General features: G+C 45.6%; 15 protein-coding genes. 11 read left to right on the top strand and 4 right to left on the bottom strand.

All coding sequences use genetic code 11. The annotated features are described in order from the left end of the window. Positions 1–1,770, top strand: a complete 1,770-nt coding sequence (locus PQG66_RS17615) for a DUF6382 domain-containing protein (RefSeq protein WP_272039032.1) — start codon at positions 1–3, stop codon at positions 1,768–1,770. 26 nt (positions 1,771–1,796) lie between these two features. On the opposite strand, the gene PQG66_RS17620 is transcribed toward PQG66_RS17615, so the two are convergent. Next, entirely contained in the window at positions 1,797–2,708 is a 912-nt protein-coding gene (locus PQG66_RS17620; protein WP_272039033.1) for a TIGR01777 family oxidoreductase, read from the bottom strand. Positions 2,709–2,872: 164 nt separating this feature from the next. After that, complete coding sequence (locus PQG66_RS17625; protein WP_272039034.1) at positions 2,873–3,340, bottom strand: DUF2621 domain-containing protein; 468 nt, start codon at positions 3,338–3,340, stop codon at positions 2,873–2,875. A 166-nt stretch (positions 3,341–3,506) separates the two neighbouring features. Between PQG66_RS17625 and PQG66_RS17630 the strand changes: the two genes are divergently transcribed. Then, the gene (locus tag PQG66_RS17630; RefSeq protein ID WP_272039204.1) at positions 3,507–4,613 is read left to right on the top strand and encodes a deoxyribonuclease IV; all 1,107 of its coding nucleotides are present in this window, start codon (positions 3,507–3,509) and stop codon (positions 4,611–4,613) included. A 67-nt stretch (positions 4,614–4,680) separates the two neighbouring features. Continuing rightward, positions 4,681–5,574, top strand: coding sequence for a formyltetrahydrofolate deformylase (purU, locus tag PQG66_RS17635; RefSeq protein WP_272039035.1), 894 nt, complete (start codon positions 4,681–4,683; stop codon positions 5,572–5,574). Between the two features lie 83 nt (positions 5,575–5,657). Here purU and PQG66_RS17640 read toward each other — a convergent pair whose 3' ends face one another. Beyond that, positions 5,658–6,134, bottom strand: coding sequence for a hypothetical protein (locus PQG66_RS17640; RefSeq protein WP_272039036.1), 477 nt, complete (start codon positions 6,132–6,134; stop codon positions 5,658–5,660). Positions 6,135–6,405: 271 nt separating this feature from the next. On the opposite strand from PQG66_RS17640, the gene tkt reads away from it, so the two are divergent. From tkt to PQG66_RS17665, 5 genes are all read left to right on the top strand, one after another. After that, positions 6,406–8,448, top strand: coding sequence for a transketolase (gene tkt, locus PQG66_RS17645; protein WP_272039037.1), 2,043 nt, complete (start codon positions 6,406–6,408; stop codon positions 8,446–8,448). A gap of 219 nt (positions 8,449–8,667) precedes the next feature. Continuing rightward, on the top strand, positions 8,668–8,985 hold the full coding sequence (gene ppnP / locus PQG66_RS17650; protein WP_272039038.1) for a pyrimidine/purine nucleoside phosphorylase: 318 nt from the start codon (positions 8,668–8,670) through the stop codon (positions 8,983–8,985). 178 nt (positions 8,986–9,163) lie between these two features. Continuing rightward, entirely contained in the window at positions 9,164–10,519 is a 1,356-nt protein-coding gene (locus tag PQG66_RS17655; RefSeq protein ID WP_272039040.1) for a glucose-6-phosphate isomerase, read from the top strand. 222 nt (positions 10,520–10,741) lie between these two features. After that, positions 10,742–11,374, top strand: coding sequence for a YigZ family protein (locus PQG66_RS17660; protein ID WP_272039041.1), 633 nt, complete (start codon positions 10,742–10,744; stop codon positions 11,372–11,374). A 5-nt stretch (positions 11,375–11,379) separates the two neighbouring features. Further along, positions 11,380–11,964, top strand: a complete 585-nt coding sequence (locus PQG66_RS17665) for a TetR/AcrR family transcriptional regulator (protein WP_272039042.1) — start codon at positions 11,380–11,382, stop codon at positions 11,962–11,964. Positions 11,965–12,156: 192 nt separating this feature from the next. On the opposite strand, the gene PQG66_RS17670 is transcribed toward PQG66_RS17665, so the two are convergent. Continuing rightward, a complete protein-coding gene (locus tag PQG66_RS17670; protein ID WP_272039043.1) occupies positions 12,157–12,558 on the bottom strand; it encodes a secondary thiamine-phosphate synthase enzyme YjbQ in 402 nt (133 codons plus the stop codon). Positions 12,559–12,926: 368 nt separating this feature from the next. Between PQG66_RS17670 and cysT the strand changes: the two genes are divergently transcribed. Genes cysT through PQG66_RS17685 form a run of 3 tightly spaced genes read left to right on the top strand, consistent with a single transcriptional unit; the run spans position 12,927 to position 15,602 of the window. Then, positions 12,927–13,742 carry a sulfate ABC transporter permease subunit CysT gene (gene cysT / locus PQG66_RS17675; protein WP_272039044.1) on the top strand — a complete coding sequence of 272 codons (816 nt, stop codon included), beginning with the start codon at positions 12,927–12,929 and terminating at the stop codon, positions 13,740–13,742. Continuing rightward, complete coding sequence (locus PQG66_RS17680; RefSeq protein ID WP_272039046.1) at positions 13,739–14,536, top strand: sulfate ABC transporter permease subunit; 798 nt, start codon at positions 13,739–13,741, stop codon at positions 14,534–14,536. The genes cysT and PQG66_RS17680 overlap by 4 nt, the downstream gene beginning before the upstream one ends. A 1-nt stretch (position 14,537) precedes the next feature. Continuing rightward, complete coding sequence (locus PQG66_RS17685) at positions 14,538–15,602, top strand: sulfate/molybdate ABC transporter ATP-binding protein (RefSeq protein WP_272039048.1); 1,065 nt, start codon at positions 14,538–14,540, stop codon at positions 15,600–15,602. Positions 15,603–15,604 lie beyond the last annotated feature (2 nt).

The raw sequence follows: 15,604 nt of genomic DNA on the forward strand, positions 1-15,604 counted from the left end.
ATGTACGGATTAACGAGAGATTTCGTGCGGAATGGCGGAGCTTTTATGATTTTAGAAAAAGCAGACGGGCTTCGTATGGACGAGCTTAGCAAAGTGCAGATTGGTATGTTATTTTCCAATCGGATTCCACATGTTTTACCTTTACATACGCGGGAGATTGATCAGAATGTAACGTTGCAGTATGACATCTCAGGTTATAAAATGCTATCCCAGATGTTAAAGTCTGGACATATCAGCCTGCATGTTCTATATCATCTTTTGTTTCAATTGGCTGATGTTCTTGTGGAGTGTAGGCAGTATATGTTAGAACCGCAGAATTTTTGGATTCAGGAGGATTACGTATTTATTCAGGGGTCAATGGAGCAGGGGGAGTTAGGTTTAGTTTATGTGCCGATGATGAACACCGGACAGACGGATCAAACCCCGCAGTTATTCCGTGACTTGGTCATCAGATTAATGGCTCATGTACAAGAATTGCAAGGCGAGGGCATACAAAGGGTATTGCAACTCTGTGATGATGAGCGATGGGATATTCAGAAGTTGCGTGAGCTTTTGCATGAATTGTCCGCTGGAAGTTCCGCTCGACCGTCCAGCCAGCCAATAGGAGAGGAGAACGAGATCGGCTTCAATCTTAATACGTCAAATACAGGGCAACCGAATCTACCTCTACGTCCGTCATTACTCAAGCCAGATGTAGAGGTCCGAGACATTGACCCCAATATGAATTCTTTTTTACATAGGCGAACAAAAGAGAAAACTTCATCGGATAGCCCTAACTACACATTTCATAAACAGAACTCTGCACAGACACAGGTTCCTTTTGCCAAGTCGGCAGCACAGGAAGATATGGATATTGAAGAAGACAGTTCAGCGTCAAGTTCATCGCGTACTACATACCTATGGCTCGGTTGTATGGTCGCAATCGCACTAGTATGGAGATTTATCTACATGGAACAGCCAAGTCGTAATGTCATGATCCTGTCTATTTTGCTAAGTGTGGGACTGATTGCAGCTGCAGGCTGGATAGGGAAGACCGGGAAGAAAAAAAGTGGTTTTCGGAGTGAATCTGGGGATCGCAAACGCTTCACTTTATCATTGTCAGGAAGTAAAAAAGACAAACGGGCAAAGGTTGAAGAGGAAATGTTTCAAGAGAGTTGGCGCTGGAATACGACAGACAAATCTGGAGGAGTGAAGGAGCCGTATAACGAATCTTTACAGGCGGGTTCGGTTGATGAAAACCGTATAGCCTCTCGTTTCTCAAACCTTAGCACTATGAGTGCTTCTGACATAACATCTATGGGTGCCACGCCAGAAGTAATGTATAATCCTCTGACTTCACAGAAACAAAGTGGAGAGTATGCTGGTTCTTCTGGGATGGAAAGCGCCATTCCTGCTGTGGATGCAACAGTGAATCTGCAACAACTGGCAGCATCCGGCATAGCCAATATAAACTCCGCAGTCAAATCCTATTATTTAGAACGAACGATAAAAAAAGGTGAACGGAGTGAACGTGTAGATCTGAAGGGAACATCTTTTGTCATTGGAAGAGCCGAAGATATGGTCCAATGCGTAGATCGTTCAACAGGCATATCTCGTGCTCATGTAGAATTGAGCCGAAGTCAATCCGGTTATGTTATCAAGGATTTGGGTTCCGTCAATGGAACGATACTTCAGGGTCAACTGCTGGCCCCCTACAAGGAGTATCCATTGACGGATGGAGATACATTTATCCTGGCTGAAACGGTCTATGTTTATCGAGTGGCAGGTTAAATGTGCTTACGGATGACGTATAAATTTTAATCGGACAAGCCTCGATGCTTCAGATCTTCCAACGCTTGAGTCAGTGTCGGAAAAGTGAATTGAAAGCCATGGTCCAGTGCCTTTTGCGGAATGACACGCTGTCCTTGCAGCAGGACAACAGACAGCTCACCAACAATGGTTTTGATCAAGAAAGCGGGCACGGGGAACCAGTGAGGACGATGATAGACTTTGCCTATTGTACGACCGAATTCATCATTGGTTACGGGGTGAGGAGCAGCAGCGTTAACAGGGCCGGAGATTTCTTTGTTGTGAATGGTAAAGTCGATCAACCGAACGATATCCATAATGTGAATCCAGCTGGTCCACTGCTTGCCACTGCCGATCTTGCCGCCAAACCCCAGCATATATGGCAGTTTCATCAATGGGAATGCCCCTTTCTTATGTCCCAAAACGAGACTCACCCGAATTTTGACCAGTCGTACACCTTGGATGGCATCGGCAGCATTTTCCCATTTCTCGGAGACCCGTGAAGGGAAGTTCATACACCTTTGCGGACTGTTCTCATCAAAAGTTTCATCAGGGGAAGTTCCATAGATCGCCATAGCTGAAGCCTGAACGACCACTTCAGGCTTTTGCTTCAGAGTTTCTACCAGCCTAGCAACTCGTGCGACGGTTGTGACTCTGGATTCCACAATCTCATGCTTGGCCTTGGTTGTCCACCGTTGGTTAAGTGTCTCACCTGCAAGGTTCACCAAGGCATCAAAGCCTTCCAGTTCATGTGGCATTTCATCAAGCTGTTCCCAAGAAATATATGTAAGGTTTGTACTCGGATTAGGCATGTCAGGAAGCTTGCGAGTGATTACTTTCACATGATGTCCCACTTCTAACCAGTAATCCACAATCGCTCCGCCTACAAATCCGGTTCCCCCGCAAATGGCAATCTTCATAATGAGCACCCTCTCTACATGAGTCAAAAAGCCCCACACGGTAAGTTTTGAACGAGTGAACAAGCCTCACCGAGCGGAGCTAATCTGTGTAATTCATTTAACCAGATTTGTGTCAAGTCTAACGATCTGGTCTTGCTTTATTTTTCACCCAGTCCTTACGTAAATTATTTCATTAAGTGACGGTAGGGAGTGTAGTCGATTTTATTTTTCTCCAAAAATTTAACTAAAAATTTGTTGTCCCGTTTGGGTGTTGCGATGATATAACCTTTAATGCAATGATCTCTTGATACTTCGGTTGCACAATCCTCCACAGCAAGTTTACCGATCTCTGCTGCAATAGAATGTTTGGCGATGTCGCGAAAAGGGCCTGGCACAGGCTCAACAAGCTGGTCAAGGAAAGCTTTGGCTTCATCTGTCCATAAGTGTCTGCTTGTCTCTACCCAATAATTTTGCCAATCCAGCTTCGATTTGCCATCTGCTTTGGGCAGCACTTTGAGGAATTTGCGCATCATAAAAAAACCACCTATGCACATGCTTCCAAGTAGTACAAGCGTCCAAAATGCGATCGTATTCATAAACCAGTTACTGGGGGTACTGTTGGTTAAAAAGTGGGTGTAGGCATTAGCAATCATCGCGGAATCACCTCGTTTATTAATTTTACGCAGTAAAAGAAAGCGCTATCTATGTTGCGTACGTAACTGTAAAAAATAGCCTCTCATCCGAATTATAGCGCATTTCTAGATTTATTTCGATAATCGCGTTATGATAAGGGATAATTCGGAATAAGGGGGATCAATGATGCTGAAAATCGGCTCCCACGTGTCCTTTTCGGACAAGGGATTACTGAGTGCAACGAAAGAAGCGTCTTCGTACGGTTCTAGTTCGTTTATGATATATACGGGTGCACCGCAGAATACCCGCCGCAAACCTATTGAATCGATGTTCATCGAGGAAGGTAAACTGGCGATGCAGGCAGGTGGCATCGAGGAAATTGTTGTCCACGCTCCCTATATCATTAATTTGGGTTCATACAAGGACAACACGTATAGACTGGCTGTGGATTTTCTTCAAGAAGAAATTCGCCGTACCCATGCCATTGGTGTGAAAAATATTGTACTGCATCCTGGTGCATTCACAGATAAAGATGCTCATTACGGTATTGAGCGCATCGCACAAGGACTGAATGAAGTGTTGGATGGCGTTCAGGAGACGGATGTGAACATCGCCCTCGAGACCATGGCTGGTAAAGGAACTGAAATGGGGCGCAGCTTTGAGGAAATCGCTCAGATTATCGATAAAGTAACACACAACGAGCGCTTGACCGTGTGTATGGATACTTGTCACATTCATGATGCCGGCTATGACATTGTCAATGATCTGGACGGTGTGCTGGATCAATTCGACCGCACGGTGGGACTTGATCGAATTGCTGTTATGCACATCAATGATAGTAAAAATGCTGCAGGTGCACGCAAGGACCGTCATACGCCTATTGGATCGGGCTGGATCGGTTTTGAAGCGATCAATCGTATTGTGAACCATGAAAAATTGCACAATCGCCCGTTCATTCTAGAGACGCCATGGATTGGTAAAGAGGCGAAGACACAGCGTCCAATGTATGAAATCGAGATTGCATTGCTCCGCGGAGACGTAGAAGGTCGTTTTGGCCAGGAGTTTCTGAATGAGGTTGAGCAACTGCAGCATTTCTTCAAAGGTAAAGAACTGGCTTCTCGCGCCTATGTACTTGACGTGTGGACTCTGCTCAAAAATGATGCGAAAGCCAAAAAGGCTGATCCACGTGAACCGCTAGAACGGTTATACGACATGGTGACGGAAGCAGCGCTATTTCCACATCTGAATGAAGAACAAGTGAACCATCGCTTGATTGCATGGCTTGCAGGGTAATCCCTGCAAGTCTTGCCTGATATAATTCCTGAATGTTTGTTTATTTTGAAGGAGGAAGATTACCCCGATGGAGATTCATGCTAAACAAGTACGACCTGATAATCAAAACCGTGCCAATCGAGCACGAATGCTCATTTCCTGTCCAGATGGTCCAGGGATTGTAGCTGCTGTATCACACTTTTTGCACCAGCATGGCGCTAACATTGTACAATCTGACCAGTATACGATGGACCCTGCTGGTGGTATGTTCTTTATGCGAATTGAATTCGATCTTGCACAGCTGCAGGATAACTTAAAGAAACTGGAAACCGACTTTGCCGAAGTAGCGTCAAGATTTAAGATGGAATGGTCCCTTACCGCGGTTAGCCGCAAGAAAAGACTGGCTATTTTTGTCTCAAAAGAAGACCACTGTCTGGTAGAGTTACTATGGCAATGGCAAGCAGGCGATCTGGATGCAGATATTGCGCTTGTGGTCAGCAACCATTTGGACATGAAGGATTATGTGGAATCATTTGGTATCCCTTACCATCATATCCCGGTTACAGCGGATACGAAGAAAGAGGCAGAACAACGCCAATTAGAAGTCATTGGAAATGATGTAGATGTAATCATCCTTGCACGTTATATGCAGATTATTTCTCCAATGTTTATCGAGCATTATCACAACCGCATTATCAATATTCATCACTCGTTCTTGCCAGCCTTTGTTGGTGGAAAGCCTTATGCACAGGCGTATAACCGTGGTGTCAAAATCATCGGAGCAACTGCACACTATGTAACAGAAGAGTTGGATGGCGGTCCGATTATTGAACAAGACGTTCAGCGTGTAAGTCACAGGGATGATGTAACTGAATTGAAACGTATTGGACGCACGATTGAGCGTGTTGTACTTGCACGAGCGGTCAAATGGCATGTAGAGGATCGTATTCTTGTACATGAGAACAAAACGGTGGTATTTTAATCTTTTACTTTAACACTGTGCAAGGTTGATTCGTAACCTTGCAAGCGAAAGCTAGATAATTAAGCGAAGCGGCCCTCAGTTCATCATTGAACTGGGGGTCGCTTTTTGGCGAGTACATATTTTCCGCACATACCAAGCAATGTACCAAATAACAGATGACCTGCAACCCAATATAAGATCGCTCCAGTGTCATTCAAGTCAGGCACACGTGGGGATAACGGAGCTAAGGGGATGTACAATAGGGAAGAGAGCGCACCAAGTATTATTCCCCGGATGATCGGACGACCTGAACGCTGGATCCACCAAATATAGAAGATGCCAATGACCATAGAAACAGCGAGATGAAGGAAAAATTCAAACCATTCCGGTAAGTGGGCAGGTAGTCCTGGCACAAAATCAACGTTTAATAACAAGGTGTACACTTTCTCACCGCTTAGCGCCTGAACGGATTTGAGAAAGAAACCAAGAAAAACACCCGTGACTATTCCAGTTATGATTCCTGATAACAAGGGTAATGATGTTTTTAAAGAACTAGACGGGTGTCGCTTTGAATGAGGCATATTAATTCCTCCTTGGGTGTATGGTTTTTGGCTTAAGGGTTATACTTCATCCGATGGATTAGCAAGATTCAACATTTGATCAGCCGCATTTTCCGTAACTTTCTAAAAGAAGGTTATGGAAAAGCTTCACTCCAAGTGATACAATACAAAAGTGAATAAGTCAAAATGAAACATTCAAGCGGATTTACTTATTGTTTATGCGGTTTGCTTGTATGATGAGAGGGATTCGCTTGCGCACCCGACTTATCTAAAGACATGAGGAGGACAAACCATGACTGACAAGAACGAAGCGATTCAAAAGGACGAGAACAACACAATTGACAACCTGTCGATTACAACCGTACGTACTTTGGCGATTGATGCAATTGAGAAGGCTAACTCCGGACACCCGGGCATGCCGATGGGCTCCGCTCCGATGGGGTACCAGCTTTTTGCAAAAACGATGACTCATAACCCGGACCACCCGACTTGGATTAACCGGGACCGCTTTGTGCTGTCCGCAGGACATGGTTCCATGCTTCTGTATAGCTTGCTGCACCTGAGCGGCTATGATCTTCCGATGGAAGAATTGAAACAATTCCGTCAATGGGGAAGCAAAACTCCAGGTCACCCGGAATTCGGACATACAGCTGGTGTTGATGCAACAACTGGACCACTGGGTCAAGGTATTGCTATGGCAGTTGGTATGGCGATGGCGGAAGCTCAACTGGGCGCAACTTACAACAAAGACAACTTCAACGTTGTTGATCACTATACGTATGCCATCTGTGGTGATGGTGACTTGATGGAAGGCGTGTCTCATGAATCAGCTTCCCTGGCTGGACGTCTGGGCCTTGGTAAACTGATCATGCTGTTTGATTCCAACGACATTACACTGGACGGTAAACTGGATCTTTCCTCTTCCGAAAGCATTGCGAAACGGTTTGATGCGTATGGCTGGCAAGTGCTTCGCGTTGAAGATGGTAACGATCTGCCTGCAATTGAAAAAGCAATCAAAGAAGCTCAAGCGGACACTGCACGTCCTACATTGATCGAAGTGAAAACCGTTATCGGTTACGGTAGCCCGAACAAACAAGGTAAAGGCGGTCACGGCGGTACTCACGGATCTCCACTGGGTGCTGAAGAAGCTAAGCTGACCAAAGAATACTATAAATGGGTATACGAAGAGGACTTCCACGTACCCGCTGAAGTACGCAATCACTTTGCTCAAGTAAAAGAGCGTGGTATCGCTGCTAACAAAGCTTGGGATGAGAAATTCGCTGAGTACAAAAAAGCGTACCCTGAACTGGCTGCTCAGTTCGAAACTGCAATCAACGGCGACCTTCCAGAAGGTTGGGATCGTGACCTGCCGAAATATGCAGCAACCGACAAAGCGTTGTCTACACGTGTAGCATCCGGTAATGCTCTGAATGGTTTGGCGCATAACGTGCCACAATTGACAGGCGGATCTGCTGACCTGGAGAGCTCCACAATGACTCACCTGAACAATCTGACAAACTTCACTCCAGAAGACTACTCCGGACGTAATATCTATTTCGGTATCCGTGAGTTTGGTATGGCTGGAGCGATGAACGGTATGGCACTGCATAGCGGTGTGAAAGTATTCGGCGGTACGTTCTTCGTATTTACCGACTACCTGCGTCCGGCTGTTCGTCTGGCTGCATTGATGAATCTGCCAGTTACTTATGTTCTGACTCACGACAGTATCGCTGTTGGTGAAGACGGCCCTACGCACGAACCAATCGAGCAATTGGCATCCTTGCGTATCATCCCTAACCTGACAGTAATTCGTCCGGCTGACGGTAACGAAACTTCAGCAGCTTGGGCTTATGCGATCGAAAATAAAGAAAACCCGGTTGCTCTGGTGTTGACTCGTCAAAACCTGCCGATCCTCGAAGGAACCGTAGAAGGCGCACGTGAGAACGTGAAACGCGGTGCTTATGTTGTGTCTGATGCGAAGGATGGCAAACCGGTTGCTCAAATTATTGCTACAGGTTCTGAAGTACAGCTGGCTGTTAAAGCTCAAGCTGCACTGGCTGAGCAAGGCATTCAAGTTCGTGTAATTAGCATGCCAAGCTGGGATCTGTTCGAGAAACAAGACAAAGCTTACAAAGAGTCCGTGCTTCTGCCGGATGTTAAAGCTCGTCTTGCGATTGAAATGGCTCATCCAATGGGCTGGGAGAAATACGTTGGAGATCAAGGTGACATTCTCGGAATCAGCACTTTCGGTGCTTCCGCGCCTGGTGACCGTGTAATCCAAGAATATGGCTTTACGGTGGATAATGTAGTTAGCCGCGTAAAAGCATTACTGTAATAGTTCTTAATAGTTCTAGTTGACTTTGATTTTACGTTTCATTGTATGCAAGTCAACTTGTAATGAGCTTTTGTTTCAATAGTACTGTCATGGCCGGAACAGCTTAGTCCAGTTCTGGTCCATGACAGTTGTTATTTCCGCCAGTGCCAAGGGTGTGAATGGACGCCCGGGTCTGTGTTGCCTTTTGTTTTGTATTAACCTTCAGGGGAGCGGGTACACATGTCACAATTGGATCAAGTCAGTGTAGTGAAAAAGGCCAACATTTACTATGATGGTCAGGTAACCAGTAGAACGGTTATTTTGGGGGATGGCAGTAAAGTAACGCTCGGTATCATGCTTCCAGGCAGCTATGAATTCGGTACGGATTCCCGCGAGATCATGGAGATTCTGTCCGGAGACCTGAAAGTATTGCTTCCTGGTGAAGAAGAGTGGCAAGAGATTCAAGGCCAAGCGACGTTTCATGTGCCTGCCAAATCTACACTTAAACTGGTGATACGCAGCGTTACTGACTACGTCTGTTCGTACCCGGGGGAATAACTCAAGAAGGGGAACTCGAACCGCAATACTGCGGATTCGATTTGCCCTTTTTGCTTCTTGGCTGTGAAAGTCAAGTTATGCGTAAGCTTGTCAGCCTGATGGATTTGAAGTATCCTAAGGACAAGTTGTATAACATGAAAACGGAATAATATACCGATATCAGGAGGTTTTTGAGATCATGGCAAAAAAAGTGACATTTGACTATAGCAAGGCTTTGCAATTTGTGAACCAGCACGAAGTAGACTATTTCGCTGAACCGATTCGTTTGGCACACGAGCAGCTACATAACGGTACTGGAACAGGTTCCGACTATCTGGGCTGGATTGACCTGCCAACAGCATATGACAAAGAAGAATTTGCTCGCATTCAAAAAGCGGCTGCCAAAATCCAAAGTGATTCGGAAGTGCTGATCGTTATCGGTATCGGCGGTTCTTACCTGGGTGCACGCGCAGCGATTGAAATGTTGACGCACTCCTTCTATAACAACTTGCCGAAAGACAAACGCAAAACACCAGAAATTTATTTTGCAGGAAACAACATCAGCTCTACGTATGTAACACATTTGCTGGATCTGGTAGAAGGTAAAGACTTCTCCGTGAACGTCATTTCTAAATCCGGTACAACCACAGAACCGGCTATTGCTTTCCGTATTTTCCGTGCAGCTCTGGAGAAAAAATACGGTAAAGAGGAAGCTCGCAAACGTATCTATGCAACAACAGATAAAGAGCGTGGAGCACTCAAAAAACTTGCCAATGAAGAAGGATATGAGTCTTTCATCATCCCGGATGATGTAGGCGGACGTTATTCCGTACTTACAGCAGTAGGTTTGTTGCCGATCGCAACAGCAGGTATCAACATCGAAGAAATGATGCAAGGTGCAGCTGACGCTTCCAAGGAATACAGCAACCCGAACGTTGCTGAGAATGAAGCATATCAATATGCTGCTGTTCGTAACGCATTGTATCGCAAAGGCAAAGGCACAGAGATTCTCGTGAATTATGAGCCATCCTTGCACTTCGTATCCGAGTGGTGGAAACAGCTCTTCGGTGAAAGTGAAGGTAAGGATTACAAAGGGATCTATCCAGCATCTGTGGATTTCTCCACAGACTTGCACTCCATGGGTCAATTCATTCAGGAAGGTACACGGAATATTTTCGAAACGGTTATCCAAGTTTCTGAAGTTTCTGAGCATATTTCCATTGAAGCTGATCCGGACGACCTCGATGGCCTGAACTTCCTGGAAGGCAAAACAATGGATTTCGTTAACAAAAAAGCATTCCAAGGAACGTTGCTCGCACATACAGATGGTCAAGTTCCGAATCTGATTGTGAACATTCCGGATATGACTCCATATTCCTTTGGATATCTGGTATACTTCTTTGAAAAAGCATGCGGCATCAGCGGTTATCTGCTGGGTGTGAATCCATTTGACCAACCGGGCGTGGAAGCATACAAGAAAAATATGTTTGCGTTGTTGGGCAAACCAGGTTTTGAGGAAGAGAAAGCAGCGCTTGAAGCGAGACTTTCTGAATAATTCTTGGCTTAGCTCATATAGTTTAATAAAAGATCGTTAAGTCCATTCGGGAATCGGTGCTTTGCAGAGGATCGTTTCCTGAATGGGGTTAACCAGAGCAGTTCATCCGCGTTATGCGGAGAACTGCTTTCTTTTAAATGGACGATGTTTATACAGCGACCCGTAACCTGAATGATGGAATAGAAGACTAGCATTAGAAGATTTCAGAAAGTTGGATTAGAAATGATGGAACGTTATCGAACAGTGCGCGGACCAGGTCAACTGGAGATTGTCATTAAAAAATCACGTTTTATCGGTCATATTATGCCGGTTACAACCGAAGAAGAAGCGATTGCATTTATTGATGATATTAAGAAAAAACATTGGAACGCAACACATAACTGCTCGGCGTACATGATTGGAGAGCGGGATGAGATTCAGAAGCAGTCTGATGATGGGGAACCGAGTGGTACAGCAGGCAAACCGATTCTAGAAGTAATTAAGAATCAGCACTTAAAAAATGTAGCTATTGTAGTCACACGTTATTTCGGGGGAATTATGCTTGGTGCTGGCGGACTGATCCGTGCCTATACGGATGGAGCAGTGGCAGCAATTGAGGCAGGAGAGGTTATTACCCAGGTACTGCATCGTGAAGTATTTGTTGAGCTGGACTATACGTGGCTAGGTAAAGTAGAAAATGAGTTAAGGAGCCGGGAAGTGCGTACGGGTGAAACGACTTTCACCGATAAAGTTACGTTGACTTGTCTTCCGCCGGATAATGAAACCGAGGCTTTTATCGCCTGGATCACGGATTTGACGCAAGGGCAATCCCGGATCACGGAGGGACAGCGGCTTTATTTTATTGAAGGGGAATAAAATGTATGGCTAGAAGAGCAGTCGAACAGGAGTTGTCGAGGGAGCGGATATTGGAGGCAGCGAGACACCTTTTTATTACCAAGGGATACCGCGCCATTTCGATGCGAAGCATCGGCCAGCATCTTGGTTATAGTCATGGGTCGCTGTATTATCATTTTAAAGAAAAAGCAGAGCTGTTCTATGCGATCGTGGTGGAGGATTTCAATCACTTGAGACAGTTGCTGTTGCAAGCGATGGTCAGGCCAGAGACAGATGGCGTGAGCAGGGTTGAACATATTCTAATGGAATTTATTCGTTTTGGTCTAGAGAATCCGTATCAGTATGAAATCATGTTTATGATTCGGGATGAAGAATTATTGTCCTATTGTCGTACCGAACAGGGACGTTGTTTCGAACTTTTTAGGTCCATTATCGTGCAGTATATGAAGGAAGAAGACTGTTCCGAAGAGGACATCGAGCATGTGCCACGTACATTGTTTCTTGCCATGCATGGATTCATATCCTATTATATACAAGATCGTTTAACGTTTGCGGAGATCGAGTCTTCTGCACAGTCTCATGTTAAAGTGTTGTGCCGTAACATAGGTTAACAGCTTGCGTGCAATATGTAACACTTTTTCTTGTGCTCCTATACTTCAGGACGGTGATTGGTCATAACATTAATTCTTTATAACGTTATCTTGCGAAAGTTAATCATTATACACGCTTCAGAGACAAACAGGCGATTCCGAACCCCGATAAAGGGTGGATCGCCTGTTTTGTTTTGATTTTTAGAGTTATAACTACCCTTCCATAATCTTAATGAAATACTCCCGGTTACGCGGTCCATCAAATTCGCAAAAATAGATACCTTGCCAGCGGCCCAAAAGTAGCTTGCCTTCATGCAGAATAACGGTCTGTGACGGACCGGTAGTCATCGACTTAAGATGAGATGCCGTATTCCCTTCCGCATGTCGATATTGGGGATGTTCCCATGGATATACTTCATCCAGGCGTAACAATACATCATGTTTTACATCAGGATCTGCATTTTCATTAATGGCAATACCGGCGGTTGTATGCGGGCAGTAGATGAGCACGGTGCCATTTTGTATGCCACTGCTCTGCACAACTTGTCTTACATCTCGAGTGATATCTTTCATTTCATCTCGCACAGATGTGGATAAACTTTGGGTATACAACATGTGTAATCACTCCCTATCGTTGTAGTACTTCCTCTAAAGTGCAGCTTCCTAAATTGTACCTTAACCAGATCTAGCGAAACAAACCAAGTTTCAATCAGAAGCAAGGGTAAGCCAGAAAAAATTAGCGAGAAGCACGGTTACACTGGTGCTTATTCAATGAATCTATGAACAAAAAGATTGCATCCATAAGTTCAAATAAAAGCATTGACGATCAGCACTGCAAACTGGTAAAGTATCAGTTAAGAAAAAAAACCAAGTAGACTAATGGGAATAATATTAAAGTAAACTTATCCAACTTAGGGAATTGTCGTATGGTCAGTTAGACTGCCGACCGGATTGAAAGCCGGAGGCTGGGAGGGAACACAGTAATGAATACCGTTCTTCGTCACAAGGGATGGACTTGGGGATTTCGTAGCACTGTTTTGTTATATTTTATCGTACTCATTGTGCTTCCGATCATCGGTGTGTACGCGAACTCCTTCTCTGAAGGATGGAGTAACTTTGCCGAAAGTATTATGGACCCAATTGCGTGGAAAGCGGTCCTCTTGACGGTGCGTCTGGCCGTAGTCGCTGCGCTAATTAATGTGATTCTGGGCACCATGATTGCCTGGGTGCTGACAAGATACCGATTCGTTGGCAGATCATTTCTCAACAGTCTCGTCGATTTGCCCTTTGCCTTGCCAACAGCCGTAGGCGGGCTCATGATTATGCTTCTACTCGGTCCGGTGAGTATGGTAGGAAAACTGGCAGAATCCATGGGCTTCGAAATTGTATTTCATCAGCCTGCAATTGTGATTGCAATGACCTTTGTAACTTTTCCTTTTGTCATCCGGGCAGTGCAACCTTTACTGGAAGAGATCGACCCCTCCGAGGAAGAGGCTTCGTACACCATGGGGGCTTCCAAGGCTCGTACGTTCATGCAGGTTATTCTGCCTTCGATGGCTCCTGGTATGATTAGCGGCGGGATGTTGGCCTTTTCGAGAGCACTGGCTGAATTCGGAGCGGTTGTACTGGTTGCAGGTAATATTCCAGGCAGAACACTCACAGCTTCCGTTTTCATCTATGGAGAGATTGAAAGTGATAACCCGACTGGAGCGGCCGCGGTATCCGTGTTGCTTCTGACGCTCTCCTTCCTGATCCTCTGGCTGATCAATCTGGTACAGATGCGGGGGAGAAGACGATGAGAAGACTGTTAATTGGACTGACCTTTGCTGTTTTTACGCTGCTGTTGATCATTCCTCTTGGGCGCATTCTCATTGGAGCATTTGAGGACGGTGCTGGCGGCTTTGTCCAAGGGATTATGCGTCCTGAGGCACTTCATGCACTGATGATGACCGGATTGGTTGTACTGGTGGTTACCCTGTTAAATACATTGTTCGGGATTATGATGGCGATTTATCTGGTTCGGGCAGGCTGGCTGAGTGATCGGTTAAAAGGGCTGCTAAACAGTATTGTCGATCTTCCTTATGCGGTATCACCAGTGATTGGCGGTTTGATGATCGTTTTGCTGCTCGGACCGAACAGCATTATGGGTGGTTTTTTTGAAGGCATCGGATTTAATGTGGTATATGCTTTTCCGGGTATGGTTATAGCCACATTGTTCGTTACATTTCCGTTGATGGTGAGAGAGGTCATGCCCGTATTACAGGAGCTTGGTTCCCAACAGGAAGAAGCGGCTTCCACACTTGGGGCTTATGGTTGGAGAACATTCTGGAGTGTCACTTGGCCTTCTATTCGCTGGGCGGTCGTATATGGCTTGGTGTTGACGGTAGCGCGCTCCTTGGGCGAATTCGGGGCTGTATTAGTCGTATCCGGTAACATTATGAACAAAACACAGACGGCAACAACGCTGGTGTATCAGGATGTAGAGAATTTCAATGTGTCGGCTGCAAACGGTGTAGCATTGGTGCTGGTTACCTTTTCCGTAGGACTGCTGCTCCTGATGGAATGGGCCAAGAAGCGAAAGGAAGTGCATTGAGATGCATGTGGAAGTCCGTGATCTGAACAAACATTTTGGTGATTTTCATGCGGTAAAAGATGTCTCGTTTGATATTGCCAAAGGCCATCTAATCGGTCTGCTTGGCCCCAGCGGAGGCGGGAAAACGTCAATTTTGCGTATGCTGGCAGGGCTTGAAAGTCCGGGATCGGGAGAGATCCGCTTCCACGGACAGGTTGTCAATCATTTGCCGCCGCAAGAGCGGGGGATTGGATTCGTATTTCAGAACTATGCTTTGTTTAAACATATGAGTGTGTTTGATAATATCGCGTTTGGCCTCAAGGTGAAAAAAACACCCAAAGCCCAGATTCGTGATCGCGTGATGGAACTGGTTGAACTCACTGGGCTAAAAGGGTTCGAACAGCGGTATCCGCACCAATTGTCGGGTGGTCAACGTCAGCGTGTGGCTTTTGCCAGAGCGCTTGCGCCAGAGCCGCAGTTGCTCTTGCTGGACGAACCGTTTGCTGCCATTGATGCAAAGATTCGTCAGGAGCTGCGCTCATGGTTGCGTGAGCTGATTGAGCGCGTTGGCATTACGTCGATTTTTGTTACCCACGACCAAGATGAAGCGATTGAAGTGGCAGACGAGATTATGATTATCAGTCAGGGACGTTTGGAACAGAAGGGGACACCTTGGGATATTTATAAAAATCCGCAGACTCCTTTTGTGGCGACTTTTATTGGTGAGTCTACGGTAGTTGAGGATGCCTCGCAATTGAAAGGTTTTGAACATGCGGTGCCCGATCATCATACACGTGCGCTGATCAGACCGGAGTATATCGAGGTGGGATTGAAGAACGAATTCACGATGCTGTCTGCAACGGAAAAAGGGATCGTGAAACATCTTCACTTCCGCGGCAGTGAATGGATGGTTGAAGTAGAGGTCGAGGGCCACAAGCTCATTACCTATCGTTCGCTGGAGAAAACGACACTGGAGATTGGGCAGACCATTCGTGTGCTTGTACATCGTGCGTATTTGTTCAACGATTTGGATAGCTGGGTTGTTGAGAACCGACTGAAGGAAGATCCGATGCCGGTGATGATTTAGAT

It is taken from the genome of Paenibacillus sp. JJ-100 (assembly GCF_948329825.1).
Lineage (GTDB): Bacteria > Bacillota > Bacilli > Paenibacillales > Paenibacillaceae > Paenibacillus.